The organism is Marinobacter sp. B-21, assembly GCF_056857895.1.
Genome location: NZ_JBSXNZ010000074.1, coordinates 1 through 25,730 on the forward strand (window position 1 = coordinate 1; position 25,730 = coordinate 25,730).

Here is a 25,730-nt window from a genome sequence, read left to right on the forward strand (position 1 = left end):
CAATCAAGGACTACCTTGCAACGTATAATGACGATCCCAAACCGTTTGTCTGGCGTAAAACCGCCGATCAAATCATTGAGTCAATCGCGCGCCTATCTGACAAGCTCAATAATAAGACGAACTTTTGTTAAGGGACACTAGATCACTGACTGGTCAGGACGCCCAGTTTTGTCAGCACGGTTTCGCCGGGATAACCGTCGGCGATCAGCCCGCTGGATGCCTGGAACTGGCGGATGGCAGAGCGGGTTGCCGGTCCCATAATGCCATCGGGCTTGCCAGGCTCATAACCCCGTTGCTGCAGAGCCTCCTGAAGGCTGATGATGTTGTCACGGGACAGCGCCGGCGCATCCTCCGGCGGCGGGTTCTGGAGCATCCCTGCTCCGGCAATCCGGTCTGCCAGGTAACCAACCGCGATGGCGTAGAATTCCGATCGGTTCCAGCCCATGATCACCCGGAAGTTGTCGTAGGCGAGAAAGGCAGGGCCCCGGTGCCCGGCGGGCACCACCAGGGCCGCATCAATGGGTTCCCGGGCCAGTGCATTGCCGAACGCATCGGTAATGCCCATCTCCCGCCACTGTGCCAGGGGCAGTCGCCGTCCGTCTGCCAGGGAGTAGTCGAAGTTGTCGGGCAGAAGTACTTCCCGGCCCCAACGGTAGTCGCCGTTCCAGTTCATGGATTGCAGGAACCTGCCGGCGGACATCATGGCATCCGGCAGGCTGTTCCAGAGGTCCCGGCGCCCGTCACCATCGGCATCCACTGCGTGCTGCAGAAACACCGTGGGCATGAATTGCACATGGCCCATGGCGCCGGCCCAGGAGCCTTCCATCTGATCTGCCGGTATGGCGCCTTCATCGATGATGCGCAGGGCGGCTATCAGCTGTTCGGTGAAGAAGGTGCTGCGGCGGGGATCGCAGGCCAGGGTGGTCAGGGAGCTTGGCACCGGCATTTTGCCGAAATAGCTGCCAAAGTTGGTTTCCAGTCCCCAGAAGGCAACCAGATAGGGCGCCGGCACGCCGGTTTCCCGGGTCACACGGTCCAGCAGCTCCCGGTGTTCCTCCAGCAATTCACGGCCCTTGCTGACCCGGGCATCGTTAACCCGCCGGTTCAGATAATCGGCAAAGGTGGTAGTGAATTCCGGTTGCCGGCGGTCCAGTTCAATTACCCGGTCCAGGTGTTCAGCCCTGGCCATCACTTCGCTGGCGGTCTTGCTGTTGACTCCGGCGGCAATGGCCTGTTCCTGCAGCCGGGCCTTGCATTCGGAAAAACCGGCCGGTGCTGATGCCGCGCTGTCCTGGGCGATGGTGGGCAGTGACAGAAGTGATAAAAAACCGGAAACCAGTAAGCCGCGGGTAAGGCCGCGAGGGTGCAGAATCCTTGCAGGTGTGGTCAGCACACAGAACCTCTATCAGGGTAATGATGGTGTGAAAATTCCGGACCCCATGGTAGCGCGTTTTCACGCCGGAGAAACATTGTGTGGGGCCAGGAGGGGTGACAATTCTTTAACCTGCCGGTTCCCGGCAAACCGCATTTGTCGTCTTTTTGTTGCAGGCAGGTTTCCGGCGTTGGCCTTTGTTCTATAGTTGGACCATTAACCCGGGCGGTGGAGAGCGGAAGGTCGCAATTATGGTAATGCTGAAAGCGCTGGTGGTGGACGACGCCAGCTTTGTACGTGATTTGGTCAAGCGAACAGTGCGCCAGCGCTTTCCGGTATTCGAGACAATCGATGCCCAGAACGGCCGGCGGGCTCAGTCACTGATGTCCCGGACGGCATTTGATCTGGTGCTATGCGACTGGGAGATGCCGGAAATGTCCGGGCTGGAGCTGTTGCAGTGGATGCGTGAGCAGCCCCAGTACGAGAAAGTGCCGTTTATCATGATCACCAGCCGGGGGGACAAGAATCATGTGATTGAAGCGGTCAAGGGAGGGGTTTCCGAATACCTCGGCAAGCCGTTCAGCCCGGATGGCCTTAGCAGGAAAATTATCAAGGTCATGGGGCGAAAACTGCAGGACGCCATGGATCACAGCGGCAAGTCCATGGCCAGTCCCGCGGACGCATTCAAGGAATCTGCGGCCTTGCTGACCCGCAAGCAGGAGCCGGCCACGGCGCCGGTAACTCCTGAGAAATCGGCCCCGTCGTCGCCCTTGATGCCGGCGAGTCCGGCAACCCCGAGACAGGCCCAGGCCCGGGGTGCGATGAGTCTTGCCTCTATCCGCTTTGCCGGAAGTACCCTGAAATCCGTGGTCAAGGACATCAACCTGACGGAAGTCCGGGTGATCGCCAAACGGGATCAGGTATTTCCCGGTATTCTTGATCAGGCCGTGGTTGATATTGAGACAGGTGAGGGCCAGATGGCCCGGCTGAATGGCTACGTGCATCAGTTACAGGCGGTAGACAAGCGCCAGGACACCGATTTCGTCAGCGTGACCATCCGCTTTGTCGACGAGGACCCGAAAAAGCTGGAAGATCTGTCCCGGTTTGTCGCCCGCTTCCGTGCCGGTAAGCGCTAGTTTTCGGTCTTCTCCGGTACGCGCTCTGCCAGCCTGTCCCTGGGGAAGTGGCAGATGAATTCGCTGCCATCGCCAATGCGGCTGCGTATTTCCAGATTGCCATCGTGATTGAGCAGCACGTGTTTGACGATCGCCAGACCAAGCCCGGTGCCTCCGGTGTCCTTGTGCCGGCTTGGATCAGCCCGGTAAAAGCGTTCCGTCAGACGAGGGATGTGCACCGGATCAATGCCGATTCCGGTGTCTTTGACCGACAGGTGCGCGCCTTCCCGGTTGGTGGACCAGGATACGGTAATTTTTCCCCCGGCTGGCGTGTACTTGACGGCATTGAAGATCAGGTTTGAGAAGGCGCTGCGCAACTGGCTTTCATCACCTTTCAGTAACCGGTGGTCACCGACCTGAACCCTTATCTCGTGCTGCTTGTCGCCACTGAGCGCCCGGGCATCGTGGCTGATCTGGCTGATCAACTGGTCCACGTCCGTGAGGGTGTCATTCACCGTCTGTTCACCGGTTTCAATCTTCGACAGCAGGATCAGATCCGTAATCAGGGCTTCCATCCGGGACGACTGGGCGGCCATGGTGTTAATGGCCCGGCGCCACTTTGGCGGCAGGTCATCGGCGTTGTCGACCAGGGTTTCCAGGTAACCACTGATCACCGTCAGTGGCGTGCGCATCTCATGGGACACGTTTCCGACGAAGTCCCGGCGCATCTGCTCCAGCTGGAACAGACGGGTGACGTCCTTGGCGACGATCAGACGGTCGTCGTCACCGAACAGGCTGATCTGTATCTGCAGGTGAATATGGGGTTTGGCCGGGGAGTGGATCTCCAGCGGCTCCCGGTAGTTCCGGGAATCGAAGTAGGTCTTGAAGGCGGGTGTGCGGATCAGGTTGTGGATGTACTGGCCGCGGTCCGTGTTGCGCCGGAAGCCCAGCAGGTATTCGGCTGATCCGTTCCACCACTCCATGGCACCCCCGGAGTCGGTCATGATCACACCATCGCGCATGGCGTTGGTGGACTCCTGCACCCGGTTTATCTGGGCCCGCAAGCGATCCTGGGTTCTCAGATGAGTCTGATGCAGTTTGTGGAGATTGTCGAAGATGTCGCCCCACAGCCCGATGCTCTGAGGCGCTTCGTCCGTGGCGCTGGGGTTGGCCAGCCACTGGTACAGGCGCCGGGCCTGAACAAGCGTCCACCAGAGATAGATGACCAGTCCGAAAGTGAGCCCGTAATAAGGCTCGCCGAAGTAGAGGCCGACCAGAGTGGAGCCGAGCAGTCCGCCGAGGATGTAGCGCAGGTACCGAGACCAGTTGTGTTGCATCAAAAACTGCCTTGTGTCCGATCCGGGGCTGACGCTCAGCTGGCCGGAGTTACTTACGCGGCTTTGGTCGAGAAGCGGTAACCGGTTCCCCGAACCGTCTGGATCAGATGGTCGTAGTCGTCGCCAAGGGCCTTGCGCAGCCGGCGGATGTGGACATCAACCGTCCGTTCCTCGACATAGACATTACCGCCCCAGACCTGGTCCAGAAGCTGGGAGCGAGTATATACCCGTTCCTGGTGGGTCATGAAGAACTGCAACAGCCGGTACTCGGTCGGGCCCATGGTGAGGGCGCCCTCGTTGGTGGTGACCCGGTGGCCGATCGGGTCCAGGGTCAGGCCTTCCACTTCAATGGGGTTGTCCACGCCGGGCGGTGTCGCGCGCCGCAGGACCGCTTTCAGGCGGGCAACCAGTTCCCTCGGGCTGAACGGCTTGGTGATGTAGTCATCAGCACCGACTTCCAGACCCTGAATCTTGTTGTCTTCCTCCACCTTGGCGGTGAGCATGATGATGGGAATATCGGCGGTCGCCTCTTCCTTTTTCAGGCGACGGGCCAGCTCCACGCCACTGGTGCCGGGGAGCATCCAGTCCAGGAGCACGAGATCCGGGTGTTTGTCGACAATCAGGGCATGGGCTTCCCGGGCGTCCGCTGCCTCCAGATAGTCATAATCCGCCATTTCGAGGGCCACGGCGATCATCTCGCGGATCGGCGCCTCATCATCGACGATCAGGACAGTTTTTCCAGTCATGAGCTTTAACCTGTGTCAGACCTTGATTTGTTGCTACCCCATTACAACGTCCAAGTGTTACAAGTATATGACAGGATCAGCGCATCAGCAGATCGATGGCCAGGCCAGTAAACACCGCGAACCCGGCCCAGCTGTTATTGAGAAACGCCTTGAAGCAGCCCTCACGCTCCCGTTCCCGGGCCAGGAACTGGTGGTACACGAACAGGCAGGCCATGACCACCACGCCCAGATAATAAAATGTGCCCAGTTCGGCGCGCTGGCCCACGATGACCAGGATCAGCACAACCATACCCTGCAGGGTGGCAATGATCGCTTTATCGGCATCACCGAACAGGATGGCCGTGGACTTGATGCCCACTTTCAGGTCGTCGTCCCGGTCCACCATGGCATAGAGGGTGTCGTAGGCCACCGTCCAGAGTACGTTGGCGGTGAATAGCAGCCAGGTGAGCTGGCTGAGTTCGCCGGCCTCTGCCGCCCAGGCCATGGGAATGGCCCATGAGAAGGCAGCTCCCAGAAAGAGCTGGGGCAGGTGGGTGTACCGCTTCATGAACGGGTAAATGAGCGCCAGCAGCGCACCACCGAAGGACAGGTAAAGGGTCAGGGGGTTGGTGAACAGTACGACCATCAGGAATGAAATCAGGCACAAGCCGGCAAAAAGCGCAACCGCTTCCCAGGGCTTCACCCGGCCGGCCGTGAGCGGGCGGTCCCTGGTCCGTTTTACATGCCGGTCCCAGTCCCGGTCGGCGAAATCGTTGATGGCGCAACCGGCGGCGCGCATGAAGAAAACGCCCAGTGTGAAAATGATGACATTGCCAAATCCGGGGCTGCCTTCTCCGGCCAGCCAGAGAGCCCAGTAGGTAGGCCAGAGCAGGAGCAATGTCCCGATCGGGCGGTCGATTCTGAGCAGGCTGGCGTAGTCGGCCAACCGGCGCTGGATAGGGTCTGGCATGGCATCGGGCAACATGGGGTGCGTCCGTCTGGTGTTCTGCGAATTCAGCAAGTGCAGGGGATTATAGCCAGTGGCAGGCGGTCGGTTAAAGCGTGTTCCGGTGAAGCAGGGCGGGCAGGAAATATTCACCCACCAGCAGGGAGCTGTTATGGCCACTGAACAGGGAGCGCCGGGCCAGCTCTGGCTGGCCGGGAATGACAGGATTGCAGAGGCCGGTTTCCAGCGGGCCCCGTTCCCAATGAGGGCTGGTGAACAAATAGGCCCCCAGTGGCCTGTTGCCCAGGTGCAGCAGGCGGCGCCCTTCACCTTCCAGGCAGTTCAGGGGGATGACGGTCCGTGCCAGCACCCAGGGCTCGCCATCACCGCACAGCCGGACTTCCCGTATCCAGGCGTGTTGCCTGGGGGGAATTGCCAGGCGCCGGGATTCTTCCAGGCTCGGCGAGTCGAAGCCCTCCCGCCGAACCTCGACATGGAATGACCGGGTGCAATGTTTCTGCAGGGCCCGGGTAAACGAGCCTTCCACCTGCAGCCAGTACCGGGCGCGGCCGTGCACCGCGGGATTGCGCAGCCCGGCCGCTGTGAGAGAGCGATACCAGCTCGTCGGGGGGATAGTCAGGTGGCTGTTGATATCGCTCAGTTGGCTTTTGATATCAGAGTCCCTTGACCGCATAGATGCCGGGCGCGTTGCGCCAGTAGCCCTTGTAGTCCATGCCGTAACCGAACAGGAAACGGTCTTCCACGTCCAGGCCGGTAAAATCCGCCTTCAGATCCGGGCGGGCTTTCCGGTCGTGTTTCTTGTCGACCAGTACCGCGGTGAGCACTTCCCTGGCACCGTGGGCCCGGCAGTAATCGGCAATGGCGCACAGGGTTGTGCCTTCATCCAGGATGTCATCCACAATCAGGATGGTGCGGCCGTTGATGTCGGCTTCGGGTTGCAGCTTCCACTCCAGGATGCCGCCGGTGGTTTCCTGGCGGTAACGGGTGGCGTGCAGGTACTCGGCCTGGACCGGGAACCGGAGCCGGGGCAGTAACTGCCCGGTGAGGATCAGCCCGCCATTCATCACGCAGAACAACAGCGGATTGCTGTCTTTCAGGCGGTCGGCAATATCGTCGGCCAGCTTGCCAATTGCAGTCTGTACCTGCTGTTCATCGACCAGGCAGTCGGCTTCGGCCATTACCTGGTTCATCTCGGCGACGGTATCGGTCATATCGGTCGGTCCTGTCGTAAAACGGGCGATTATACCGGAGAGGGGCGCCGGAAGGGAGGGGCGGTCAGTTCTCGCGGGCCGGTATGTGTGGCTACTGGCGGAAAACTCCGGAACCGAGTGTCGGCATTGGCATTGGTCAATTCCGGGGCGATGGGTATGATGGCCTGATTCAACCGTTGTTCGTATCTGTTAACAAGGGTAATACACTTGCGCGAAAGATTGTCGGACAATTATCATTGCGCCCGAAAGACATGGGGAGACGTTCTATGAAGAAGTGGCAGTGCGTGGTTTGCGGTCTGATTTACGATGAGGCGGAAGGCTGGCCCGAGGATGGCATTGAGCCCGGCACCAAGTGGGAAGACGTGCCGGAAGACTGGGTCTGCCCCGACTGCGGTGTCGGCAAGGAAGACTTTGAGATGATCGAGATTGGCTGATACCAGCCGGCGCGGTTGGTTAAACAAGGAACGCGGTTATGACTGAACAGGCCCCCATCGTTATCGTTGGCACCGGGTTGTCCGGCTACTCACTGGCGCGGGAAATCCGCAAGCAGGACAAAGAGACCCCGGTCATCATGGTGACGGCCGATGACGGCGTAAGCTACTCCAAGCCCATGCTTTCCACCGGCTTTACCAAGGGCAAGGATGCCGGGGGGCTGGCTCAGGCTTCAACGGAGGCCATGGCGGAGCAACTGAATGTGCGGGTCAGGACCTTCACCACCGTCACCGGAATTGATACCCAAGGCCACGAACTGGTGCTGGGCGACGAGCGCCTCGTCTACCGCAAGCTGGTTCTGGCCTGGGGCGCCGATGTCATTCGGCTGAGCCTGGAGGGCGATGGTCAGGAGCGCGTGTTCTCCATCAATGACCTGATGGACTACCGCGAGTTTCGCAAGGCCCTTGGCGACGGCAAGCGGGTCGCAATTATGGGTGCCGGCCTGATCGGTTGTGAGTTCGCCAATGATCTGCGCAACGGCGGCTACGAGGTGGACGTGATTGCGCCCTCGGAAGTGGTGATGCCTGGCCTGTTGCCGGACGTTGCCGCCAATGCGGTTCAGCAGGAGCTGGAAAACCTGGGCGTCCGCTTCCACCTCGGCACCGTGGTGGACCGGATCGACCGGCAAGGCGGTGGCGTAGCCCTGAGCCTGGCCAATGGCGAGACTCTGGATGCCGATCTGGTGCTGTCTGCCGTGGGCTTGCGGCCCCGGATCGGGCTGGCCGAGGCGGCAGGCATTGCCACCGGTCGTGGCATTACCGTCAACCGTGCTCTGGAAACCTCGGCGCCGGACGTCTATGCCCTCGGGGACTGTGCCGAGGTGGATGGCCACGTTCTGCTCTATGTCCTGCCCCTGATGGCCTGTGCCCGGGCCCTCGCCAAAACGCTGACCGGCGAGCGAACCGAGGTGCGCTATGGCACCATGCCTGTGATGATCAAGACCCCCTGTTGCCCTACTGCCGTCTGCCCGCCGGCTCCGGATGCCCGGGGCAGCTGGGATGTGGAGCAGGACGGCACTGACGTCAAGGCGCTGTTCAAGAGTCCGGATGGTGAGGTCCTCGGGTTTGCAGTAACAGGTCGCTTTGCGTTGGAGAAACAGGCATTGTCCCGGGAAGTGCCGCCGATACACGGGTAACCCTCCGAAATGACTGAACGGCCCCCGGTTTTCTGGGGCCGTTTTTATCTGCCGTTCGCGGCTTTTCATTGCGAAATCTCCCCGCTTGCGGTAGAAAACTCCGTCGTGTGCTAACGAAATCACAGGAGCAGGCATGCTTGAGGTAACCAGGAAGCTGGTGGAATTGCTGGACCTTTCGCCCATTGGCGATGATCACTTTCAGGGCGATAGCGAGGATCTGGGCTTTCCCAACGTGTTCGGCGGACAGGTTATCGGCCAGGCGCTGATGGCTGCCAGCCGCACCGTTGAGGGGCGTCTGTGCCACTCCCTGCATGCCTATTTTCTGCGCCCCGGCAATCACAGCATGCCCATCGATTACGAAGTCCAGCGGGTCCGGGATGGTGGCAGTTTCTCCGTTCGCAGGGTGATTGCTCGCCAGGATGGCAAGGAAATCCTGACCGGCTCCATGTCGTTCCAGGTGGCTGAAGAGGGCTTTGAGCATCAGTTAAAGATGCCTGACGCGCCGGGCCCGGAATCACTTCGTTCGGAACAGGAATGGGGCAAGATCCTGGCACCCCAGGTGCCGGAAAGAGTGCGCGAAACCCTGACCCGTGATCGCCCGATCGAGATCCGGCCCGTTAACCCGGTAAATCCGCTAAAGCCCGAAAAACGTCCGCCCCACAAGCAGAGCTGGTTCCGCGCTCAGGGGCCGTTGCCGGATGATCCGGTGCTGCACCGCTGCCTGCTGACTTACGCGTCCGATTTCCAGTTTCTCGGGACCTCCCTGAACCCCCACGGCCTGACTTTCATGAGCAAAAACCTTCAGGTCGCCAGTCTTGATCACGCCATCTGGTTCCATCGGGATTTCCGGATGGATGAATGGCTGCTGTACGACAAGGACAGCCCCAGCGCCTCGGCGGGTCGTGGTTTTAACCGCGGCAACTTCTTCAGTGAGGAGGGTTTGCTGGTGGCTTCCACCACCCAGGAGGCGCTGATCCGTCAGCGTTGACAGGGTGCTCAGCCGAGTTTTCGCTGGTCCGGTTGGTGGTGGTTTCGGCTCAGCCAGTCCAGCAATTCATCGAAGGGGAGCGGTGGTGTGATCAGGTAACCCTGGATCATGTCACACCCCATCTCCCGCAGCAGATCCGCCGTGCCGTGATCCTCCACGCCTTCTGCAACTACCCGGTAGCCCAGACTGTGGCACATATCGATGGTGGTCTGCACAATGACCCGGTCTTCGGCCTCGGTGGCAAGATCCGTGACCAACGACCGGTCAATCTTGACCTCGCTGGCCGGTAACTGCTTGATGTAGGACAGAGATGAGTAGCCGGACCCGAAGTCGTCGATGGAGATCGGAATGCCGGTGGCGCTCAGGGAGTTGAGGGCTCTCAGGGAATTGCCCGGGTCCTGCATCATGGAGGTCTCGGTGACTTCAAGGATGATGGCGCCCTGGTGGCTGTGAAAACTGCTCATCAGCTTCTGAACGAAGGCCGGAAAATCCGGCTCGCGCAGGTTGTTGGGCGAGATGTTGACGGAGATGGTCAGTGGCCAGCCCTGATCCAGCAGCCGGGAGCGAAGCTTGAGGGACTCCTCGAGAACCCAGCGGGTAAGGGGTTTGATCAGGCCGCTCTGCTCCGCCAGCGTAACCAGTTCGTCGGCCCGGAGAGGCTGGGAGCGTCCCGGCCAGCGAATCAGTGCCTCGAGGCCGACGATCCGGTTGGTCCTCAGCGACTGTTTGGGCTGCATGAAAAGCGCCAGCCCATCATTTTCCAGTGCCTGCCGCAGCTCCGAAACCATGGTAAGCCGGTCAGCGCTGTAGGAATCCCTTGCCGGCTTGTAATAGGCGATGCCCCGTTCCCGGGCCGAGTCCGAGCCCTCGGCGATCACCGCCCGGCGGATCAGCGTGTTCGCATCCAGGCCATGCTCCGGGAAAATCGCCACACCCAGTCGCGGGTCCAGAGGCACCTGCATGCCAAGGTACTCGATAGGGTACCGAATGCCGTCCAGGCCCTTGAGAATCGACCGGGGAACGGAGCCGGTGGCATCGGCATCGACGATAAACGCAAAGGTCTGTGGATCCAGTGAGGCCAGGAAAAAGTTGCGCAGATCGCTCTGTTCCACTGGCATGGCGCCCGGCAGCTCCCGGATAACGGCATTGTAGTGTTTCGACGCCAGCTCCAGGATCCGGTCGCTGTTGCGGTGGCCCAGAGTCTTGGTAACGGACTGCAGGTTGTTCAGGTGAATGATCGCAACGCCATAGCGCTTATCCGGGCCGCGCATCATCAGGTCATTCAGCATCATCTCGAAACTGCTGCGGTTGGGGAGACCGGTCAGCGGGTTATGCAGGGCGTGGTCCATCAGTTTGAGCTCTGCCGAGCGTCGCGCTGCCATGGCTCTGAGTTCGGCCTCCCGGGCTTCCACCTTCTCCTGCCGTTGCTGATACAGCCGCGCCGCCAGAGCCAGTGTGAGCAGGATGGCCTCCAGCGCCGAGCCAATCTGCATCCCGTAGGTGGTCAGGAAGGTAGTGGGTAGCAGCCCGTATTTGTTGGCCGCGGTGACGGCACTGCCGAGCGTCAATGCGCCCCAGGCCAGGGTGTAGTAACTGGCCTGGGGGTTACCCTTGGCCCACTGCAGGGGGCCAAGGGTTGTCAGCAGCAGGAAGCTGGGAATGGCCAGTGCAACGGTCAGACGGCTCCCGGTGCTGTAATCGGCGAAGAACGTGATTGCGGCCGCTACGGCATTCAGGGCGATGGCAATTACGACCAGGCGGTCCAGGGTAGGGCCGGTATCTTGCAGTTTCAGAAACGAGCGGGAGAACAGCAGGGTGAACAGCATGGCGAAGGGCACCGAGAGCAGCATCATCTGGTTCTGTATGGCAGGGTTGTCCGGCCATATAAGCTGAAAGGAGGTGCCATTGAGGCTGCCGATCACCAGCAGATAGCCGAGCGTGGACAGCACATAGAGCAGGTACATCGGTTCCCGCAAGGCGGAAAAAATGAACAGATTAAAGAAGATAACGGTGATCAGGATGCCGTAATAGACTGCGTGCAGCTGATCTTCGATGGATGCGTGCTCGAAGAATGCCTGCGCGTTCCAGAGTCTGAGTGGTATCTGCATGGCTCCCTGAGTGCTCACTTCGAGCAGAATCTGGTACTCACTGGCAATGCTCTGTTCAAAGGGAAACAGGAAATGGCGGTATAATATGGGCCGTTGCGCAAAGGGAGCCCGGTCTCCGGTTTCTACCCGGTTTGCAATGCGACCGTTTTCCAGCAGATAGAAAGTGAGCCTGTCGAGCTGGGAATAGCGGACTTCCAGAAGATTGATCGTTGCCGGGCGGCTAACGGGAAACCGGAGCCAGACCGTGTCCCTGATGTAGCCGAAATTCGGGCTTTCCTCTTTCAGGGTTTGCCAGTCGTCGGACGCCAGCGCTTCAGTGGCGGTGAGGGTGCTGTCCGGGTCAACGCGGAGGTACTCAATCTGCGGGATATACGATGTTTCAGCCCCCTGGGAAGGGGCTGCCAGGCCTGACAACAGAGTCAGTGCTATCAGCAAACGGAGCCATTGTGTCGATGCCACGGTGTACCGCTTTATATCGTTGTCTTTCCGAGTATGGCGTGTCGCCATTAATGGCTCAAGTCGGTGGCAGGACCGGTTACGCAAATTTGTGTAATCCGGTCAGATCTGGCTAAGCCAGTCCCGGGCCCAGGGCAGTGCGTCTGCTTCAGGCTCCATGGTTTCCAGGGAGTCAATGCGCAGGGTATCACCAACCTTGCGGGCCGAAGTCTCGTACAGCGCTTCCTCCATCAGTTCACCGGCGCCGCAGAAGGTGTCGCCGTAGGAGCTGTCGCCCAGAACGATCACGCCGAAGGGTCGGCCCGGTTGCTGTGGCAGCTGATCCCGCAAATCCAGATAGAACGGCAGCAGGTTCGGTGGCAGCTCGCCCTGCCCGGTGGTGGATGTGCAAACCAGAAGCGGGTCATGGTTCGAGGTGATGTCTTCCAGCGCCGCGCTTTCCAGCAAGGTGACCTGATGTCCGTCGGTTTCCAGATCCTTCTTGATTGCCCGGGCTGTCAGTAGCGCGCCGCCGTAGACGCTGCCCACCAGAATACGGATGGCTGTCATTGGTTTACCTGTTCAGTGTACTGGGTTCAGACCATAGGGTCCCGTGGTGGCGCACGATCATAACGGGAGCGTTTGGCGGGCTCAACTCACGGGCTCAACTCACGGGCTTAACTGGTGGGTCAGTCTCCTGACTGCGCACTCGTGGCGCGATTCGGTTGCGGCCGGATTCCTTGGCACTGTACAGGTTTACATCGGCTTGTTTAAGCAGGTCGTCCAGGGATCCGGCCTTGGCAATAGAACAGACGCCGGCACTGATGGTGACCGGCAGGCTCTGCCCCCTGAACCGAAACGGCTGCCTGGCTACCCTGGAGCGAAGCCTTTCTGCCAGGGTCAGTGCCTGGAGCAGGGAAGTGTCGGGGAGGAGTACCAGAAATTCTTCGCCACCCCACCGGGCCGCCACATCGGTTTGCCGGATTACTGTTCTCATCAGCGCAGAAAATTCACGGAGCACTTCGTCACCGGCATCGTGCCCGAACTGATCGTTGATGGTCTTGAACAGGTCAAGATCAATCAGGGCAATGGAGAAGTGGTGCCCGGAGCGCAGGTAGCGGGAAAACTCCATGGCCAGGCGGTTTTGCATGTCCCGGCGGTTGGACAGCCCGGTGAGCTCGTCGGTTCTCGCCGCATACTCGTGGGTTTCGGCAAGCGCCACCAGCTCATTGCGGGCCTTGAGACGGCTGGCTTCAAGGACAAAACAGAAAATTGATTCGAAGGTGAGGGTGGCAAAGAAGCGGATCTTGAAGTCCATGCTGTATTCCGCGGCCACCAGTGGCAGGCCGGGAAACTGGAACACCACAACGGCAATGAGGTAACAAAACAGCAAAACCGCCGTGCCGGTTTTCAGGTCGGTGAGGTAGAACAGCAGGGGCGGAAATACATAGAACCAGAGGGGGCCGGTATTGCTCTCGCCGCCAGAGGCCATCAGATAGGTAAACAGCAGGCCGACAATGACAATCAGCCCGCCTTTCTGCCTTGTCTGGTCGCCGGTGCGGGCAAAATACAGCATGTTCAGGCCGATCAGCCCGATAAACGACCAGAGCACCCAGGCGTGGGTTGTGTGGCCTGCGAACCAGGCCTTGGCGCCGATTCCGACGAGAAAGGCTATGGCAGTGACCGACAGCCAGGTGAGCAGGCGCGAGACCTGGAAGTCTTCCCGTTCGCCGGCGGCGATCTGGCCGGAGGAGGTTGGTTGGGACATGCAAGCCTTATTCTTGGTGTTTTTGTAATTTAGACGCTTTTAGCCCGGATTATGAGTGAAGTTAGTGAAATTTTGCAGTCCCGTCTGTGATGTGTTTAGCCTGATTGAAATATGACCGTTTTATTTCAATTTCATGTCAAAGATTTTATAGTTGCGGCGCGGCAAAGCTCGCTCCCCTTTTTTCACAGACTAAACGAGACCTGATCTGTTATGGCCCGTTCGAGCGGATTCCTGGATACCCTCCTTACCAGCCCTACCACGGAACGATACAGGGTCGGCATCAGCCTGCTTTTCCTGCTTGGAATATGGCTGACTGTCGGATCATTCAGCCAGGGAATGCCGAACAGCATGTTGCTGATGGCCGCCGCGGTTATTGGCGGGTACATGGCGATCAACATCGGCGCCAATGACGTTGCCAACAACGTTGGTCCGGCGGTGGGGTCCGGGGCCCTTTCACTGGGCGCGGCGGTTGTGATTGCTGCTGTTTTTGAAGCGGGCGGTGCGATCATTGCCGGTGGCGATGTGGTCTCTACCATCAAAGGCGGCATTATTGATCCCTCAACCCTGGAAGATGGCCGGGCCTTTGTCTGGCTGATGACAGCGGCCCTGCTGGCCGGCGCGCTCTGGCTGAATCTGGCCACCTGGATGGGCGCGCCGGTATCGACGACCCACTCCATTGTTGGCGGCGTGCTTGGTGCCGGCATTGCTGCCGGCGGCTGGGACATTGCTGACTGGGCGGTGATGGGCAAGATTGCCGCGAGCTGGGTTATCTCACCGGTGCTGGGTGGTGCCCTGGCGGCGCTGTTCCTGTTCGTGATCAAGAAGACGGTGCTGTATCGCAAGGATGTCATCCCGGCGGCGCGCACTTTCGTGCCCTGGCTGGTGGCTATTATGGCCTGGGCGTTCGGTACCTATCTGATGGTCAAAGGGGTGAAGAAAGTCGTCAAGGTAGACTTTCTTGAGGCTACGCTGATCGGTCTTGCGGCAGCGGCTGTGGTGTTCTTCGTGATGCGTGCACTGGTGGGACGACTGGCATCAACCATGGAGAACAGCTCGACCGGAGTGAACACACTGTTTATCTGGCCGCTGATCTTTGCAGCTGCGCTGCTGAGCTTTGCCCATGGTGCCAATGACGTGGCAAACGCCATCGGTCCGCTGGCAGCCATTAACGATGCCCTGTCGACCGGAACGGTGATCACCTCGGCCAGTATTCCGCTATGGGTCATGATGGTAGGTGCTCTCGGCCTTGCCGTTGGCCTGATGCTGTTTGGCCCGCGCCTGATCAAGACGGTTGGCAGCGAAATTACCGAACTGGACAAGACCCGGGCCTTCTGTATCGCGCTGTCTGCCGCACTCACCGTTATTCTCGCTTCCCAGCTGGGCCTGCCGGTCAGTTCCACCCATATCGCGATTGGTGGTGTATTCGGCGTTGGATTCCTCCGGGAATACCTGAAATCCAACTATGTGACTCAGCTGCACAAGATCATGGAGCACCACGATCCTGCCGAGCAGGAGCGCCTCAAGCCGTTCCTCGACGACTTTCGCAACGCCTCTGTCGAGGAAATGGAAAACCTGCTGAAGCAGGCCAAGAAGAAAAAACAGGTGCCGCTGTCCAAATCCGAACGCAAGCGGCTGAAAAAGATTTACCGGGAAGAAATGGTCAAGCGCTCCCACCTGGTGCGGATTGCGGCGGCCTGGATCATCACCGTGCCCGCCTCGGCCATTATGGCGGCCATCCTGTTCTTCACCCTGCGCGGCCTGCTGGTCTGATGCGTCGGGCTGGTTGTAACAGACCAGTTTGGCCATACTATGCAGAAAGTACGGGGGCTATGCCCCCGAGCATCCATTTGTCCGGGGAGTGAAGTATGAGTACATCGAGTGAGAGCCGTCAGGCGAAGATGATTGATGAGCTTCGGGTATTCATCAAGAAGGTGTTGAGCGATCCGACCATTGCGGTCAAATCCATGGAGATTGCCCGCAAGCATCGGGGTGAGCCGAATGCCGAGGAGATCATTGCCCGGGAAATCAGTGCCAACACCACCATCCGGATTCCCGAGAACTGGAGTGAGGCGGACCGCATGTTCCTGGATATCATCCACGATGTTCTGGATGATGAAGAGGCGCTTTACTGACCCGGCCCCGAACTCAGAGCGATTGGGCCAGAGCCCTGGCCCAATTGCGGTCTAGGACTGAACCCACCTCCATGGCTCCGCACAGCTTTTGAAACGTCCCCCAGCCGGCTCACCTGGCATTTACAGTCGCCTTCATGCTTGCCGGGCGTTGGGAGTTACCTGTTTCAATACTGCATCCGCCATCTGATGCAGTATGTTTATTTCGTCCTGGATTCCCTCATCCGCTGACAGTTCCCGTTGTTCAGCCAATATGTCCGCCAGGATGTCCTTTGTGGTCAACGGGTTTGCCAATACCACCCGGAACACGATGCAGGGGAAGTTGAAATAACGGGCGGGTTCCAGTCGGGTCCGTGAGACGAACGCCTTGCCCCGTTCCCGCTGGGTTTTCTGGATGAACTTGGTGATCCGGTTCAGGCAGGTGTTAAGCTTTTCCGCCTGCAATGGATCGGCACATGCCAGTGCTTCCTGAACGTTCCCCGGGCAATAGCGATAAGTCAGGATGTTCAGTTCCGGTCGGGTGACCAGCTCGAAATCCGGCTCTGCTTCGATCATTTCCGCAAAGGTTTTGGCCTTGTCGATGCCCTGGTCGATCAGGATCTCGTAGCCCTCTCTGGCCAGGATTTTCAGGCCGGAGTGGATGAGCATGGACATGCCGGGCCGGGAGCCTTCGAGGGTGGTGCTGCCGAGGTCCCGGGATCCTTTCCGGATGATGTACTGGGCGTGGTGTTCGACCGCGCTGGCCAGGCTTGGGTCCCGGAACACGACCAGGCCCACGCCCATGGGTACATAGAGCTGTTTGTGGGCGTCGAAGGTGACGGAGTCCGCTTTTTCGATGCCTCGCAGCAGGTGTTTGTAGGTGCGTGAGAACAGGGTCGGCCCGCCCCAGGCGGCGTCTACATGGAAGTGGGCGCCGAATTCCCGGGCGATGTCAGCCATGGCATCCAGTGGGTCGACGTTGCCGGTTTCGGTGGTGCCGGCGACGCCGCAGATGGCCATGACCTTGATCTTCTGACGCTGCAGTTCCAGGCATTTGTCCCGCAGGGCGTCGGTCTGGATTCGGTTTTCGTCGTCAGTATCCACCGGAATCAGGGATTCCCGGCCCAGACCGAGGACGTCGGCGGCCTTGCGCAGGGAGTAATGGCCGCGACGGGAGGTCACGACGGCAGCGCCCTCGTAACCGTAGTATTTCAGGGCCCGGAACAGGCCTTCCTGGTGCAGGCCACGGAAGCTGCCTTCGGCGGGGAAGGCGCGGTTGCGGGCTACCCAGAGGGCGGTCAGGTTGGCTACGGTGCCGCCGGAGCACATGGCGCCCAGGGCATGGCGGGGATCGTGCATCCACTTGCGATAGAAGGCGCCGTCCTCCTGGTAGACCAGTCGGTGAATCATGCCGAGGACTTGGCGCTCCATGGGGGTGAACGCCTTGGAGGTTTCGGTTTTGACCAGGTTCTGGTTCAGGGCAATCATGATCTTGGACAGCGGCAGCATAAAATAGGGCAGCGCTGAGGTCATGTGCCCGATAAAGGCCGGGGAGGCGGTGTGAACGGAGTTGGCGACCAGTTTGTCCAGGAGGAACTGGGCCTGTTCAGACACGAAGACGGGTTTTTCGGGGATGCTGTAATCGGAAAAGTCTTTCTCCACATCCGACAGGTCCCGTTCAACCGCAACAATGTGCTCCTGCAGGAAGCCTGTAAGGTTGCGGGAGATGTTCTGGTCAATCCGGCTCAGCGTGGATTCCGGCGCCTCGGGCACCGTGAATACGCGATACATGGCCTCAACCGAGGCCTGGGCGGATTTTTTCTTTCCGGTCATAGGCGCCACTCACACTCAGTGGTCATCCGGAGGGCCGGTTCCGGATGCCCTGCGGATACGGCCGGCATTCATGTCCGGCATTGGTTTCTGGTCACCTGCCCCTGGCAGGCGCACTGGCATCCCTGAGGGGCCGTAGTATACGACCTGGCGACAGGTTACGCCACATATGGCCCCTGCCCGGGGTGTTGTGTTCCGGTCAGAGTATTTCCCGGTGTATGTCCAGTATGGCAGCATCCACCCGTTCCTGGATGGCTTTTTCGACTTGGTCGAGGCGTTGGGTGATCTGCCGGGAGGAGGTGCCCAGGGCGGCGATGGTCCAGGTGGCGCGATCCAGGGCATCCTGATCGGCGGTTTCGGCCACGGCCAGGTCGGGTTCTTTGCCCCAGACGGCCTTCAAGGCGGTGAAGACTTTGCGCTTGGCTTTGAGATCTTCGCAGCCGTAGAGTTGGAAATGTAGTGTCAGGACGCCTACGTGGGGCGTGATTACTGGCTGTTGGGGCTTTTGGCCTTCCCTCAGGAGTTTTCTCAGGGCTTCTGACATGGTTGGTTCCGACTTTGGTGCCTGAACCGGCGGGGGTTGGCTTTCCAAAACACGCTCCTTACGGCACATCCCTGTGACGCTTGGGCTCCGCCATCCATGGCTCCGCACAGTTTTGGAAAGCCAACCCCCACCGGTTCGCATAGTTCTCAGTAGGCTTCTGTTGCCTTGGCCGTCGTTCGTTATAGCGCCGACAACAAATACATTAGCCTACTACAGGCGTTGCCCGTTTGATAATGGCTGCCGGGTCGGTGCCGGAGGGCAGGTTGCCGTAGTTCATGCCACCGCCGGACTGCAGGCGGGAGGCGCAGAAGGCGTCGGCTACGGCTCTGTCGGAGTGGCGCAGAAGCAGGGACGCCTGCATGACCAGGGCCATCCGGTCGACCAGGTTGCGGGCGCGGTACTGGAAGTCGCTGATGTCGGCGAAGTCGTGTTGCAGTTGCGCCAGGAACTGGTCGAAGCGTCGGTCGGCGCCTTTGGCTTCGGCGGCTTCTTTGAAAAAGGCGTCGAGGGTTTCGGGTTCTTTTTGCAGGGCGCGGAGGGTGTCCAGGCACTGGACGTTGCCGCTGCCTTCCCAGATGGCGTTGACGGGGGATTCCCGGAACAGGCGGGGCATGATGCAGTCTTCCATCACGCCGCTGCCGCCGATGCATTCCATGGCTTCGTAGGCATGGTTCGGGGTGCGTTTGCAGATCCAGTATTTGCCGACCGGTGTCGCCAGGCGGGCCAGGAGGCGTTCGTGTTCCTTGTCCTGGTTGTCCAGGGCGCGGGCGATTCGCATGGTGTAGGTCAGTGCGGCTTCGCTTTCCAGGGCCAGGTCGGCGAGCACGTTCTGCATCAGCGGTTGTTCGATCAGGCGGTTGCCGAAGGCGCTGCGGTGGCGGCAGTGGTGAGTGGCCTGGGCCACCGCCTGGCGCATACCGGCGGAGCTGCCGATCATGCAGTCGAAGCGGGTCATGGCGACCATTTCGATGATGGTGGCTACGCCACGGCCTTCTTCGCCCACCATCCAGGCGAGGGCGCCGCGCAGTTCGGCTTCGCTGGAGGCGTTGGCGATATTGCCCATCTTGTTTTTCAGGCGCTGGACCTGCCAGGGGTTCTTGGTGCCGTCCGGGCGCCAGCGGGGCATCAGGAAGCAGGATAGTCCACCCGGTGCCTGGGCCAGCACCAGGAAGGCGTCGCACATGGGGGCGGAGACGAACCATTTATGGCCCACCAGTTCATAGGCCTGGCCGGGGCCTTCGGCACCCACCGGGTAGGCTCTGGTGCTGTTGGCCCGGACATCGCTGCCGCCCTGTTTTTCGGTCATGGCCATGCCGATGGTGACGGAGGTTTTCTGGCTGTCCGGCAGGTTGCGTGGGTCATAGCGGTTGGCGAGGATCCGGGCTTCCCAGTCCGCCGCCAGTTCCGGCTGTTTCCGGATGGACGGGATGGCGGCAAAGGTCATGGTCACCGGGCAGCAATGGGCCGCTTCCACCTGGGAGTGCATGTAGTATTTGGCGGCGCGGGCCACGTGAGCGCCCTGGCCGGGCTGGCTCCAGGGGCTGCTGTGCAGGCCGTTTTCGAAGGCAATCCGCATCAGTTCATGGTAGGCCGGGTGGAAGTCCACTTCGTCTATGCGGTGGCCGAAACGGTCGTGGGTATTGAACACCGGCTTGTTGGCGTTGGCGCGAAAGCCCAGGTCGATGGTTTCGGCGGCGCCGGCCAGGGCGCCGAATGCCTTGAGGTCTTCGGTTGCGCTTCCGGCACCCTCTCGGAGAGCGGCTTCCTGCAAAGCAGTGTCCTGCTCAAACAGGTTATAGTTCTCCAGAGCCGGGGGCTGGTTGAAGACCTCGTGGGTGGTGGCCAGGTAGCGATCCTCCTGGTCGGTTGTTGGCATCTGGGGTCTGGGTTGCCGCGCGTTCATTGCTACCTCCTGGTGCCGGTCAATCCCTGTATGCAGAAGCGGATGATGGAATCGACCAGCGGGTCGTTGTTGTCAGTTGTTGCGCAGGCAGTCTGGCTGGTCTGGGTTGGCGACAGCGGGCCAACCAGGCTTTCTGCAATGGCACCGACCAGGCAGGTACTGCTCTGGCGTGCGTCCTGATCCGGTATGCACTTTTCTGCGATGCCTTCCCGGATCGCTTTCTCAAACAGGCTGGCGTAGGCCTTACGGTACGCCAGCCGCTCCTCTTCAACTTTCGGATCCACCGGCTCGGCAATCAGTGACCAAGCCATCATCGGGCCTTTCAGGGCCCGTTCGGCGAACTGTCTCAGGGCCCGCTCAAGCCGTTCGGCTGCGTTTCCTGTGGTGGCCAGTGCTTCGGCAACCTTGTCCACTTCCCGCTGGGTTGCCAGCCGGAATATTTCCGCAAACAGGTCTTCCCTTGACTCGAAGTGCCGGTAGATGGTTCCCGTGGCGACGCCCGCCAGGTCAGCAATACGGGTAACTCTCGCGCTTCGGAAACCACCCTCGGCAACGCACCGGTAGGTGCATTCCACAATCCGCTTTCGCGCCTCGGCCTTACGCTGGCGCATTTTCTCCGTTTCCCGATAGGCCATTCCGGCTCCCTATAAGTAGTGAATCATCATTCATTCTTTGTGTCAATTCTTCAGGCTCTGGATAGATAATAAATTAAACCTTTTAATTCATTGCCTTATTAATGGTTACAAAAAATTACAAAAAAGTCGTTGCCGGTCAATGGCGTGGTCACAAAAAGCAGATTATAAAGACGCCAAGACGAGGCCGCAGGCGGTCGTTCGTCGATACGGAGTGAGGTTCCCTGCGGGGTCGCAGCACTCGACCATCTGTTTTCGTTGATGGAGAAAAGATGATGAGTGAATTCGACGAAAGCAACCTGGAGCAGTCCGGAAGCTGGACCAGCGACAGTGATGACAACCATTCCATTGCCGGCCGTGCACGGATTCGCGCACAGTTGCAGGCAGACATTGATGCTTTCCTGAGCCAGGGCGGCAGGATACAGGAAGTCGATACAACCTTTCGTTCTGATTGCCCGCGCAAGGTGGACGTCGGGTTCAACAACCGCTCCCTCTGAACGCCGGTCAGGCAAGCCGGGGCACTGCCCCGGCTCTGTTTTTGATCCCTGTCTCGGTACGACCTGCCAGCCTGGTTTATCCTCGCCCGATACCATCCTGTCCTGTTAAACCGGGGCAAGGCGCCAGTCACCCGATGATTCCGGATCCGCCCTTGGCCATGAAACCCCTTATCCGATTCTGCGTTGCATTGTCAGTGATAATAGCAGTTGTTGTCGCATTCTGGCTGTTCACCACCGATTCACAGGAAACCACCCCACCCGCCAATTCTTTCAATCAGGGTGGGCAAACGGTCGTGGTGGCGGAACAAGGGGCTTCCGGCGGGCAGAATGCCCCCTCGAAGCTGGTTGGCGGGTCGTCGGCAGTTACTGTCCCGGAAACCTTGCCGGCTTCCCTGGCAGGTACGTCTGTTCCGGGCGGATGGGCCAGAACGGACCGGTTAGGCAATTTGATACCCACCCCGCATTTGCGCCAGATGTTCGAGTATTTTCTTTCCGCCCTGGGAGAGGAGTCACTGCACCAGCTGGTGGCCCGTATCGAGTCCGCCCTGGCGGCGCTTGAGGAACCAGCGAGATCCCAGGCCCTGGCAACCCTCGGCGCTTATCTCGATTACAAGCTGGCCGTTTCGGAACTTGAGCAGGCCTATGGCGATGCGACTGGCCTTGGCCTGGATGAGACGCTGCGACGGATGTCTGAGGTCCATGCCCTGCGCCGAACCTGGCTGGATGCCGCTACCGCAGAGGCCTTTTTCGCCGATGATGAAGCGGTAGACCGTTTTCAGATGGAGAAACGCCAAATTGCCCGGGACGGGAGCTTGACGGCTGAAGAGAAGGCCGAAGCCCTGCGCAAGGCCGAATCATCGTTGCCGGAACCGCTCCGCGAGGCCAGGGAAGAAACCCGTCAGTTCGCCGAGTATGAACAGGTGCGCCAGCAGCTGGCAGGCGATCCCCGGGCACTGCAGGCCTGGCGGCAGGAGGTGTTCGGCGCGGAAGCGGCGGACCGGCTGGCGCAGCTTGAAAAGGAACAACAGGAGTGGGACCAGCGTTGGCAGGTGTACTCCGTGGAACGGAACCGTCTGATGTCGTCCGGGTTGGCGGCACAGGAGCGGGAAGAGGCGCTGGATCGCCTCAGGGCCCGCCACTTCAATGAAACCGAACGGATCCGTGCCGAGGCGCTGGATTCCATCCGGTAATCGCCCTGTCATCAAATCGGATTAACCTGCTGGGCGAGCCTGCAACCGGCGGCGCTGGCCGTGTATGATGGTGCAGAGGGCGCCGGACCGGCGCCGGGAATATTCATCAGACGTTTTGTTCAGTCATTCAGGAGGTTGTCCGTGCCGATTCCGACTCCCCGTGCTTTCCCCGCTGCCCGCCTGCGCCGCAACCGGGCCAGCGATTTTTCCCGCCGGCTGGTTCGGGAAAACCAGCTGACACCGGGCAACCTCATTTATCCGGTGTTCGTGCTGGAAGGCGAGGGCCAGCGTGAGCCGGTGCCGTCCATGCCGGGGGTTGAGCGCCTGAGTATCGATCTTCTGGTCGATCAGGCAGCGGAGCTGGCAGAGCTGGGAATTCCTGCCGTTGCCCTGTTTCCGGTGGTGCCCGCGGAGAAAAAGAACCTGTCCGGTTCCGGCGCCTGGGATTCTGACGGCCTGGCCCAGCGGGCTGTCAGGGCCCTGAAAAAAGCGCAGCCGGAGTTGGGCGTGATCACCGATGTGGCGCTGGACCCGTTTACCACCCACGGCCAGGACGGCATCATTGATAACGAGGGTTATGTGCTCAACGATGTGACCGTCGAAGCGCTGGTCAATCAGGCGCTTTCCCATGCCGATGCCGGTGCCGATGTGGTCGCCCCCTCGGACATGATGGACGGCCGGGTTGGCGCCATTCGGCAAGCGCTGGAAAATGCCGGCTATGTGAACACCCGAATCCTGGCCTATTCTGCCAAGTATGCATCCAGCTATTACGGCCCCTTCCGTGACGCGGTGGGTTCGGCCGCCAACCTCGGCAAAGGCAACAAGTCCACTTACCAGATGGATCCGGCCAACAGCGACGAGGCATTGCACGAGGTGGCGATGGATCTGTCCGAAGGTGCCGACATGGTGATGATCAAGCCCGGTATGCCGTACCTGGATATTGTGTACCGGGTGAAAACGGAACTGCGGGTGCCCACATTTGTGTACCAGGTCAGCGGTGAATACGCCATGCACATGGCGGCGGCACAGAATGGCTGGCTGGACGAAGAGGCGGTGATGATGGAAAGCCTGATGTCGATGCGTCGGGCTGGCGCCGACGGGATCCTGACCTATTTTGCCGTGCGTGCCGCCCGCCTGATGCGGGACCGGCAACGCTGACAATCGATACAAACCAATCGCCGGCGTGCAACACAGCGGCGGTGAGCAACACTGAAACCGAGGAAACATGACAGCGGAAACGGTCAAGAATCAGACAAAGGGTGGTGAGCTGAGTGTGCCTGCGCCGGTGGAAGTTCCCCCGGTGGGCGAAGAGGTCAACCTGGACGCCAGTGAAAATTACTTCAACCGGGAGCTGAGCCAGCTCCAGTTTAACTACCGGGTGCTCAAACAGGCTCTGGATACTACCCACCCGCTGATCAATCGTCTGATTTTCTGCTGTATTTTCAGCAGCAACATGGATGAATTTTTCGAGATTCGTGTCGCGGGCCTGCGTCAGCAGATGAAGTATGGCCGCGAGACCATTGGCGCCGATGGCATGATGCCGGACCAGGCACTGGCGGAAATCAGCCGCGTTGCCCATGACTATATCCATGAACAGTATGACATTCTCAATAACGTACTCATTCCTGAAATGGAACAGCAGAACATCCATTTCGTGCGTCGCCGGGAGTGGACCCCGCAGCAGGCCGAATGGGTTCGTAACTATTTTGAGGAGGAAATTCTGCCGGTTGTCAGCCCCATCGGGCTGGACCCCTCGCACCCCTTTCCGCGCCTGGTCAACAAGAGCCTGAACTTTATCGTGGAACTGGACGGCAAGGATGCTTTTGGCCGTGAAACCGGTATGGCGATTGTCCCGGCCCCCCGGTCGCTGCCGCGCCTGGTGCGACTGCCGGATGATGTATGCGACGGCGGAGAAAACCTGGTGTTCCTGTCCTCCATGATCCACGCCCATACCGACGAGCTGTTCCCTGGCATGGAAGTGAAAGGCTGCTACCAGTTCCGGCTCACCCGTAACGCCGACCTTGAGCTTGAGGACGACCTGGAAGACCTGGCTTCGGCCCTGCGAGGGGAGCTGCTCAGCCGGCGTTTTGGTGATGGCGTGCGCCTGGAGGTGGCGGATAACTGCCCGCAGGAACTGGTGCAGTTCCTGCTGACCGAGTTTGGCCTCACCGAACGGGATCTGTACCAGGTCCATGGCCCGGTGAACCTGACTCGGCTGATGGCCGTGGGTGGTCTGGTGGATCGGCCGGACCTGACCTATTCCGGCTTCTCGCCATCGATTCCCAGGCAGATCCGAAGCAAGGACTCGATGTTTGACGCCATCCGCAAGCAGCCGATACTGCTTCTGCATCCCTATGAAAATTTCAGCCCGGTGGTGGATTTGCTGCGCCAGGCGGCCAAGGATCCCCAGGTACTGGCCATTCGCCAGACTCTCTACCGGACCGGGGCGGATTCCGAAATTGTCGAAGCGCTGGCCGATGCCGCCCGGCGCGGCAAGGAAGTGACCGCCGTTATTGAGTTGCGGGCCCGTTTCAGTGAGGCAGAAAATCTGGAACTGGCGAGCCGGCTTCAGGAAGCCGGGGTGATCGTGGTTTATGGCGTTGTCGGCTACAAGACCCACGCCAAGATGATCCTGATCGTACGCCGGGAGGAAGGCCGGCTGCGGCGCTATGTGCACCTGGGCACGGGTAACTATCACGCTGGCAACGCCCGCCTGTACACCGATTACAGTTTCATGACCTGTGACGAATCCATCAGCGATGACGTCAATAAGCTGTTTCAGCAACTGACAGGCATGGGCAAGGCCCTGAAGATCAAGAAACTGTTTCATTCCCCGTTTACCCTGCACTCGCGTTTGCTCAGCCTGATCGAGCGGGAAGCCGGCTATGGCGAGAAGGGCCGGATTATCATCAAGTTCAATGCCCTGACCGAGATCCAGATGATCAAGGCCCTGTACCGGGCGTCCCAGGCGGGCGTGAAAATTGATCTGATCATCCGCGGCATCTGTTGTCTGCGCCCCGAGGTACCGGGCCTTTCCGATAACATTCGGGTAAGATCCATCATTGGTCGCTTCCTCGAACACACCCGGGTCTATTACTTCGGTAACAACGGCCGGCCCGATGTTTACTGCTCAAGCGCGGATGGTATGGAGCGTAACCTGCTGAGCCGCGTGGAAACCGCGTTTCCCCTGGACGACCCGGCCCTGGCGGCCCGTGTTCGCGAAGACCTGGATACCTATCTGGCGGATAACTGCCAGTCCTGGGTGTTGCAATCGGACGGCAGTTACATCCAGAACCAGCCCGCCGAAGGTGAGGAGCGCCTGGCGTCCCAGCTGGTGTTGCTGGAACGGTTGACTGGAAAAAACTGATGTCCC

At 59.9% G+C, this 25,730-nt stretch carries 23 protein-coding genes; 10 read left to right on the forward strand and 13 right to left on the reverse strand.

Annotated features, from left to right (window positions below; translation table 11 throughout):
* Positions 1-142 precede the first annotated feature (142 nt).
* Positions 143-1,393, reverse strand: a complete 1,251-nt coding sequence (locus tag AC13C0_RS11080; RefSeq protein WP_117618658.1) for a lytic murein transglycosylase — start codon at positions 1,391-1,393, stop codon at positions 143-145.
* A gap of 230 nt (positions 1,394-1,623) precedes the next feature.
* On the opposite strand from AC13C0_RS11080, the gene AC13C0_RS11085 reads away from it, so the two are divergent.
* Entirely contained in the window at positions 1,624-2,508 is an 885-nt protein-coding gene (locus tag AC13C0_RS11085) for a response regulator (protein ID WP_482954386.1), read from the forward strand.
* Here AC13C0_RS11085 and phoR read toward each other — a convergent pair.
* The 5 genes from phoR to AC13C0_RS11110 form a co-directional block, all read right to left on the reverse strand.
* Positions 2,505-3,824, reverse strand: coding sequence for a phosphate regulon sensor histidine kinase PhoR (phoR, locus tag AC13C0_RS11090; RefSeq protein ID WP_482954387.1), 1,320 nt, complete (start codon positions 3,822-3,824; stop codon positions 2,505-2,507). The genes AC13C0_RS11085 and phoR overlap by 4 nt on opposite strands.
* Positions 3,825-3,877: 53 nt before the next feature.
* Positions 3,878-4,570: a phosphate regulon transcriptional regulator PhoB gene (gene phoB / locus AC13C0_RS11095; protein WP_117618655.1), complete on the reverse strand. Its 693-nt coding sequence runs from the start codon at positions 4,568-4,570 to the stop codon at positions 3,878-3,880.
* A 76-nt stretch (positions 4,571-4,646) separates the two neighbouring features.
* On the reverse strand, positions 4,647-5,534 hold the full coding sequence (gene ubiA, locus AC13C0_RS11100; RefSeq protein WP_117618654.1) for a 4-hydroxybenzoate octaprenyltransferase: 888 nt from the start codon (positions 5,532-5,534) through the stop codon (positions 4,647-4,649).
* Positions 5,535-5,604: 70 nt separating this feature from the next.
* Positions 5,605-6,189 carry a chorismate--pyruvate lyase family protein gene (locus tag AC13C0_RS11105; RefSeq protein WP_205422178.1) on the reverse strand — a complete coding sequence of 195 codons (585 nt, stop codon included), beginning with the start codon at positions 6,187-6,189 and terminating at the stop codon, positions 5,605-5,607.
* Positions 6,170-6,727 carry a hypoxanthine-guanine phosphoribosyltransferase gene (locus AC13C0_RS11110; RefSeq protein WP_117618653.1) on the reverse strand — a complete coding sequence of 186 codons (558 nt, stop codon included), beginning with the start codon at positions 6,725-6,727 and terminating at the stop codon, positions 6,170-6,172. Before AC13C0_RS11110 ends, AC13C0_RS11105 begins: the two co-directional genes overlap by 20 nt.
* A gap of 266 nt (positions 6,728-6,993) precedes the next feature.
* On the opposite strand from AC13C0_RS11110, the gene AC13C0_RS11115 reads away from it, so the two are divergent.
* The 3 genes from AC13C0_RS11115 (at position 6,994) to AC13C0_RS11125 (ending at position 9,342) form a co-directional block, all read left to right on the forward strand.
* Positions 6,994-7,161 carry a rubredoxin gene (locus AC13C0_RS11115; RefSeq protein WP_008173532.1) on the forward strand — a complete coding sequence of 56 codons (168 nt, stop codon included), beginning with the start codon at positions 6,994-6,996 and terminating at the stop codon, positions 7,159-7,161.
* Positions 7,162-7,199: 38 nt separating this feature from the next.
* Complete coding sequence (locus tag AC13C0_RS11120; protein ID WP_482954388.1) at positions 7,200-8,354, forward strand: NAD(P)/FAD-dependent oxidoreductase; 1,155 nt, start codon at positions 7,200-7,202, stop codon at positions 8,352-8,354.
* Between the two features lie 133 nt (positions 8,355-8,487).
* A complete protein-coding gene (locus AC13C0_RS11125; protein WP_117618651.1) occupies positions 8,488-9,342 on the forward strand; it encodes an acyl-CoA thioesterase in 855 nt (284 codons plus the stop codon).
* A gap of 8 nt (positions 9,343-9,350) precedes the next feature.
* Here the strand turns inward: AC13C0_RS11125 and AC13C0_RS11130 are convergent, their stop codons facing one another.
* The 3 genes from AC13C0_RS11130 to AC13C0_RS11140 all read right to left on the reverse strand — a co-directional run bounded on the left by AC13C0_RS11130 (position 9,351) and on the right by AC13C0_RS11140 (position 13,653).
* Positions 9,351-11,957, reverse strand: coding sequence for an EAL domain-containing protein (locus AC13C0_RS11130; protein WP_341580786.1), 2,607 nt, complete (start codon positions 11,955-11,957; stop codon positions 9,351-9,353).
* A 51-nt stretch (positions 11,958-12,008) separates the two neighbouring features.
* A complete protein-coding gene (locus AC13C0_RS11135) occupies positions 12,009-12,455 on the reverse strand; it encodes a flavodoxin (protein ID WP_117618649.1) in 447 nt (148 codons plus the stop codon).
* Positions 12,456-12,549: 94 nt separating this feature from the next.
* Positions 12,550-13,653: a GGDEF domain-containing protein gene (locus AC13C0_RS11140; protein WP_117618648.1), complete on the reverse strand. Its 1,104-nt coding sequence runs from the start codon at positions 13,651-13,653 to the stop codon at positions 12,550-12,552.
* Positions 13,654-13,863: 210 nt separating this feature from the next.
* On the opposite strand from AC13C0_RS11140, the gene AC13C0_RS11145 reads away from it, so the two are divergent.
* Entirely contained in the window at positions 13,864-15,423 is a 1,560-nt protein-coding gene (locus tag AC13C0_RS11145; protein WP_117618647.1) for an inorganic phosphate transporter, read from the forward strand.
* A gap of 95 nt (positions 15,424-15,518) precedes the next feature.
* Positions 15,519-15,785 carry a hypothetical protein gene (locus AC13C0_RS11150; RefSeq protein ID WP_117618646.1) on the forward strand — a complete coding sequence of 89 codons (267 nt, stop codon included), beginning with the start codon at positions 15,519-15,521 and terminating at the stop codon, positions 15,783-15,785.
* Positions 15,786-15,917: 132 nt separating this feature from the next.
* On the opposite strand, the gene panP is transcribed toward AC13C0_RS11150, so the two are convergent.
* The 4 genes from panP to AC13C0_RS11170 all read right to left on the reverse strand — a co-directional run bounded on the left by panP (position 15,918) and on the right by AC13C0_RS11170 (position 20,673).
* Positions 15,918-17,594, reverse strand: a complete 1,677-nt coding sequence (gene panP, locus AC13C0_RS11155; protein ID WP_117618645.1) for a pyridoxal-dependent aspartate 1-decarboxylase PanP — start codon at positions 17,592-17,594, stop codon at positions 15,918-15,920.
* A gap of 196 nt (positions 17,595-17,790) precedes the next feature.
* Positions 17,791-18,135 carry a DUF503 domain-containing protein gene (locus tag AC13C0_RS11160; RefSeq protein WP_117620360.1) on the reverse strand — a complete coding sequence of 115 codons (345 nt, stop codon included), beginning with the start codon at positions 18,133-18,135 and terminating at the stop codon, positions 17,791-17,793.
* A 202-nt stretch (positions 18,136-18,337) separates the two neighbouring features.
* Complete coding sequence (locus AC13C0_RS11165) at positions 18,338-20,038, reverse strand: isovaleryl-CoA dehydrogenase (protein ID WP_117618644.1); 1,701 nt, start codon at positions 20,036-20,038, stop codon at positions 18,338-18,340.
* A 2-nt stretch (positions 20,039-20,040) separates the two neighbouring features.
* Positions 20,041-20,673: a TetR/AcrR family transcriptional regulator gene (locus AC13C0_RS11170; protein WP_117618643.1), complete on the reverse strand. Its 633-nt coding sequence runs from the start codon at positions 20,671-20,673 to the stop codon at positions 20,041-20,043.
* 272 nt (positions 20,674-20,945) lie between these two features.
* Here AC13C0_RS11170 and AC13C0_RS11175 point away from each other — a divergent pair, with 272 nt between their 5' ends.
* From AC13C0_RS11175 to ppk1, 4 genes are all read left to right on the forward strand, one after another.
* Entirely contained in the window at positions 20,946-21,167 is a 222-nt protein-coding gene (locus AC13C0_RS11175; protein ID WP_482954410.1) for a hypothetical protein, read from the forward strand.
* Positions 21,168-21,325: 158 nt separating this feature from the next.
* Positions 21,326-22,357, forward strand: coding sequence for a lipase secretion chaperone (locus AC13C0_RS11180; RefSeq protein WP_117620358.1), 1,032 nt, complete (start codon positions 21,326-21,328; stop codon positions 22,355-22,357).
* A gap of 141 nt (positions 22,358-22,498) precedes the next feature.
* Positions 22,499-23,515, forward strand: coding sequence for a porphobilinogen synthase (gene hemB, locus AC13C0_RS11185; RefSeq protein ID WP_117618642.1), 1,017 nt, complete (start codon positions 22,499-22,501; stop codon positions 23,513-23,515).
* A gap of 67 nt (positions 23,516-23,582) precedes the next feature.
* Positions 23,583-25,724, forward strand: coding sequence for a polyphosphate kinase 1 (gene ppk1, locus AC13C0_RS11190; protein WP_117618641.1), 2,142 nt, complete (start codon positions 23,583-23,585; stop codon positions 25,722-25,724).
* The last annotated feature ends 6 nt before the right edge of the window (positions 25,725-25,730 follow it).

Excerpts from the sequence above, each read along its gene's own strand:
- AC13C0_RS11085 (WP_482954386.1), top strand. The coding sequence starts at position 1,624 with ATGGTAATGCTGAAAGCGCTGGTGGTGGACGACGCCAGCTTTGTACGT.
- phoR (WP_482954387.1), bottom strand. The coding sequence starts at position 3,824 with ATGCAACACAACTGGTCTCGGTACCTGCGCTACATCCTCGGCGGACTG.
- phoB (WP_117618655.1), bottom strand. The coding sequence starts at position 4,570 with ATGACTGGAAAAACTGTCCTGATCGTCGATGATGAGGCGCCGATCCGC.
- ubiA (WP_117618654.1), bottom strand. The coding sequence starts at position 5,534 with ATGTTGCCCGATGCCATGCCAGACCCTATCCAGCGCCGGTTGGCCGAC.
- AC13C0_RS11105 (WP_205422178.1), bottom strand. The coding sequence starts at position 6,189 with ATGCGGTCAAGGGACTCTGATATCAAAAGCCAACTGAGCGATATCAAC.
- AC13C0_RS11110 (WP_117618653.1), bottom strand. The coding sequence starts at position 6,727 with ATGACCGATACCGTCGCCGAGATGAACCAGGTAATGGCCGAAGCCGAC.
- AC13C0_RS11115 (WP_008173532.1), top strand. The coding sequence starts at position 6,994 with ATGAAGAAGTGGCAGTGCGTGGTTTGCGGTCTGATTTACGATGAGGCG.
- AC13C0_RS11120 (WP_482954388.1), top strand. The coding sequence starts at position 7,200 with ATGACTGAACAGGCCCCCATCGTTATCGTTGGCACCGGGTTGTCCGGC.
- AC13C0_RS11125 (WP_117618651.1), top strand. The coding sequence starts at position 8,488 with ATGCTTGAGGTAACCAGGAAGCTGGTGGAATTGCTGGACCTTTCGCCC.
- AC13C0_RS11130 (WP_341580786.1), bottom strand. The coding sequence starts at position 11,957 with ATGGCGACACGCCATACTCGGAAAGACAACGATATAAAGCGGTACACC.
- AC13C0_RS11135 (WP_117618649.1), bottom strand. The coding sequence starts at position 12,455 with ATGACAGCCATCCGTATTCTGGTGGGCAGCGTCTACGGCGGCGCGCTA.
- AC13C0_RS11140 (WP_117618648.1), bottom strand. The coding sequence starts at position 13,653 with ATGTCCCAACCAACCTCCTCCGGCCAGATCGCCGCCGGCGAACGGGAA.
- AC13C0_RS11145 (WP_117618647.1), top strand. The coding sequence starts at position 13,864 with ATGGCCCGTTCGAGCGGATTCCTGGATACCCTCCTTACCAGCCCTACC.
- AC13C0_RS11150 (WP_117618646.1), top strand. The coding sequence starts at position 15,519 with ATGAGTACATCGAGTGAGAGCCGTCAGGCGAAGATGATTGATGAGCTT.
- panP (WP_117618645.1), bottom strand. The coding sequence starts at position 17,594 with ATGACCGGAAAGAAAAAATCCGCCCAGGCCTCGGTTGAGGCCATGTAT.
- AC13C0_RS11160 (WP_117620360.1), bottom strand. The coding sequence starts at position 18,135 with ATGTCAGAAGCCCTGAGAAAACTCCTGAGGGAAGGCCAAAAGCCCCAA.
- AC13C0_RS11165 (WP_117618644.1), bottom strand. The coding sequence starts at position 20,038 with ATGAACGCGCGGCAACCCAGACCCCAGATGCCAACAACCGACCAGGAG.
- AC13C0_RS11170 (WP_117618643.1), bottom strand. The coding sequence starts at position 20,673 with ATGGCCTATCGGGAAACGGAGAAAATGCGCCAGCGTAAGGCCGAGGCG.
- AC13C0_RS11175 (WP_482954410.1), top strand. The coding sequence starts at position 20,946 with ATGAGTGAATTCGACGAAAGCAACCTGGAGCAGTCCGGAAGCTGGACC.
- AC13C0_RS11180 (WP_117620358.1), top strand. The coding sequence starts at position 21,326 with ATGAAACCCCTTATCCGATTCTGCGTTGCATTGTCAGTGATAATAGCA.
- ppk1 (WP_117618641.1), top strand. The coding sequence starts at position 23,583 with ATGACAGCGGAAACGGTCAAGAATCAGACAAAGGGTGGTGAGCTGAGT.